The 1,519-nt window shown below is 37.6% G+C and carries 1 protein-coding gene; it reads right to left on the bottom strand.

The annotated features are described in order from the left end of the window. Nucleotides 1-312: 312 nt before the first annotated feature. Nucleotides 313-1,359 (bottom strand): PstS family phosphate ABC transporter substrate-binding protein, encoded by a 1,047-nt coding sequence (locus tag IQ228_RS25950; protein ID WP_193964997.1) that lies wholly within the window; start codon nucleotides 1,357-1,359, stop codon nucleotides 313-315. Nucleotides 1,360-1,519 lie beyond the last annotated feature (160 nt).

Genomic DNA, 1,519 nt, shown 5'->3' on the forward strand with positions numbered 1-1,519 from the left:
ACAATGTCATGGCGTTAGCGCAGCGTGGCGTTAGCCATATGGAACGAAGTGAAATGAAGCAATTCCAAGGGTTGTGATTGCTTCCCTTCCCTCGCAATGACTGTAAATATTTTTGTCCAATTACTTATACGGAATACAAATATTGATGTTCTATTCTATCATCTGACAGTAACAAATCTATCTTTTTTAATTTTATCTGGCGAAAAATAGGGGCGGGTATCCCTAAATTAATGCTGTAGGAGTTGAAGCCACAAGAGGAACGCGGTAGTGTTGGGAACTTCGCATTTAAAGACGCAGAGAGGGTCAAATTCCTTAGAACTTAGCTTGTTTTTGCAAGACCTGTTCTAGACTTAAATTAAATTGAGATTTACCCTCAAAAACAGTGCCGACTTTACCTTTGTTAAAATGGATCTTATTTAATTTGTAAGCGTGATCTGTTAAGGGTACATCCCCAATAGCACTGACAAACTCAGGTGCTTTATCCATGTATAATTCTAAAAATTCTCTCATATCTGGTTTTTGCCGAAGAGATTTATAGCTGACATATATAAACAGTGGACGAGAAAGTGGTCGGTATTTTCCCCATTTCACACTTGTCCGCGAAGGCATCACTGCACCAGTACCGCTATCTACAGATAGGGCTTTCAATGTATCTTTGCTAGAGTTGTAATAGCTGTAGGGAATGAAAGCTAAGGCGTTGATATCACTGCTAACTTTGCTCTCTATGATTTTGTAATTTTTATCAGCTTTATAGTCCTTACGAATAGCCCCTTCTTGTCCTACGGCAATTTCTGTAAAATAGTCAAAAGTGCCTGAATCTTTATCAGGACCAAAAAGGCTCAAGGGTTTATTCGGCCAAGTGGAACGAATCTGATTCCATGTAGTAATTTTACCTTCGGCTGATGGTTCCCAGATTTTTTTGAGTTCTGCCAAAGTTATATCCTGCGCCCAATTATTTTCAGAGTTAACTACTATTGTTATTGCATCAAAACCAATGGGTAATTCAAGGAATGTCACGTTATTTTGAGTACATTTCTTTATTTCGTGAGTATGAATTGGTCGAGAAGCATTGTTAATATCTGTCTCTCCCAAACAAAACTTTTTAAACCCGCTACTAGTACCGGAAGAATTAAGTTCAATTGCTTTTACTGAAGGTGATTTACCATTATTTTTCTGGAAGTTATAATCATTGCTGACTTCTTGGGTAATAGGGTAAACAGTGTCTGAACCATCAATTTTAATAGCTGCTGTTGTCTCATTTGGTTGGGACGGTTGACATGATGATATCAGTGCGGAGAGTCCTACAAGGAAAGTTAGAGAAAATATTGGTTGTAAAAGATTTTTGGTGACAATTTTCATGGCGCTGGTTTTAGTAGATGCTAATTTTACTAAGGATCGTGGATTAAATAACCTGTAATTCTGGTTTAGCGGTGTAATTCCATTGCGGCAAGAATTCATCAAAAACAATCTTCATGTTTGATTTGAAATCAAGAGCCACTTTTCGACCTGTTTGATAGGT

This window comes from Dolichospermum sp. LEGE 00246 (assembly GCF_015207865.1).
Taxonomy (GTDB): domain Bacteria; phylum Cyanobacteriota; class Cyanobacteriia; order Cyanobacteriales; family Nostocaceae; genus Dolichospermum; species Dolichospermum heterosporum.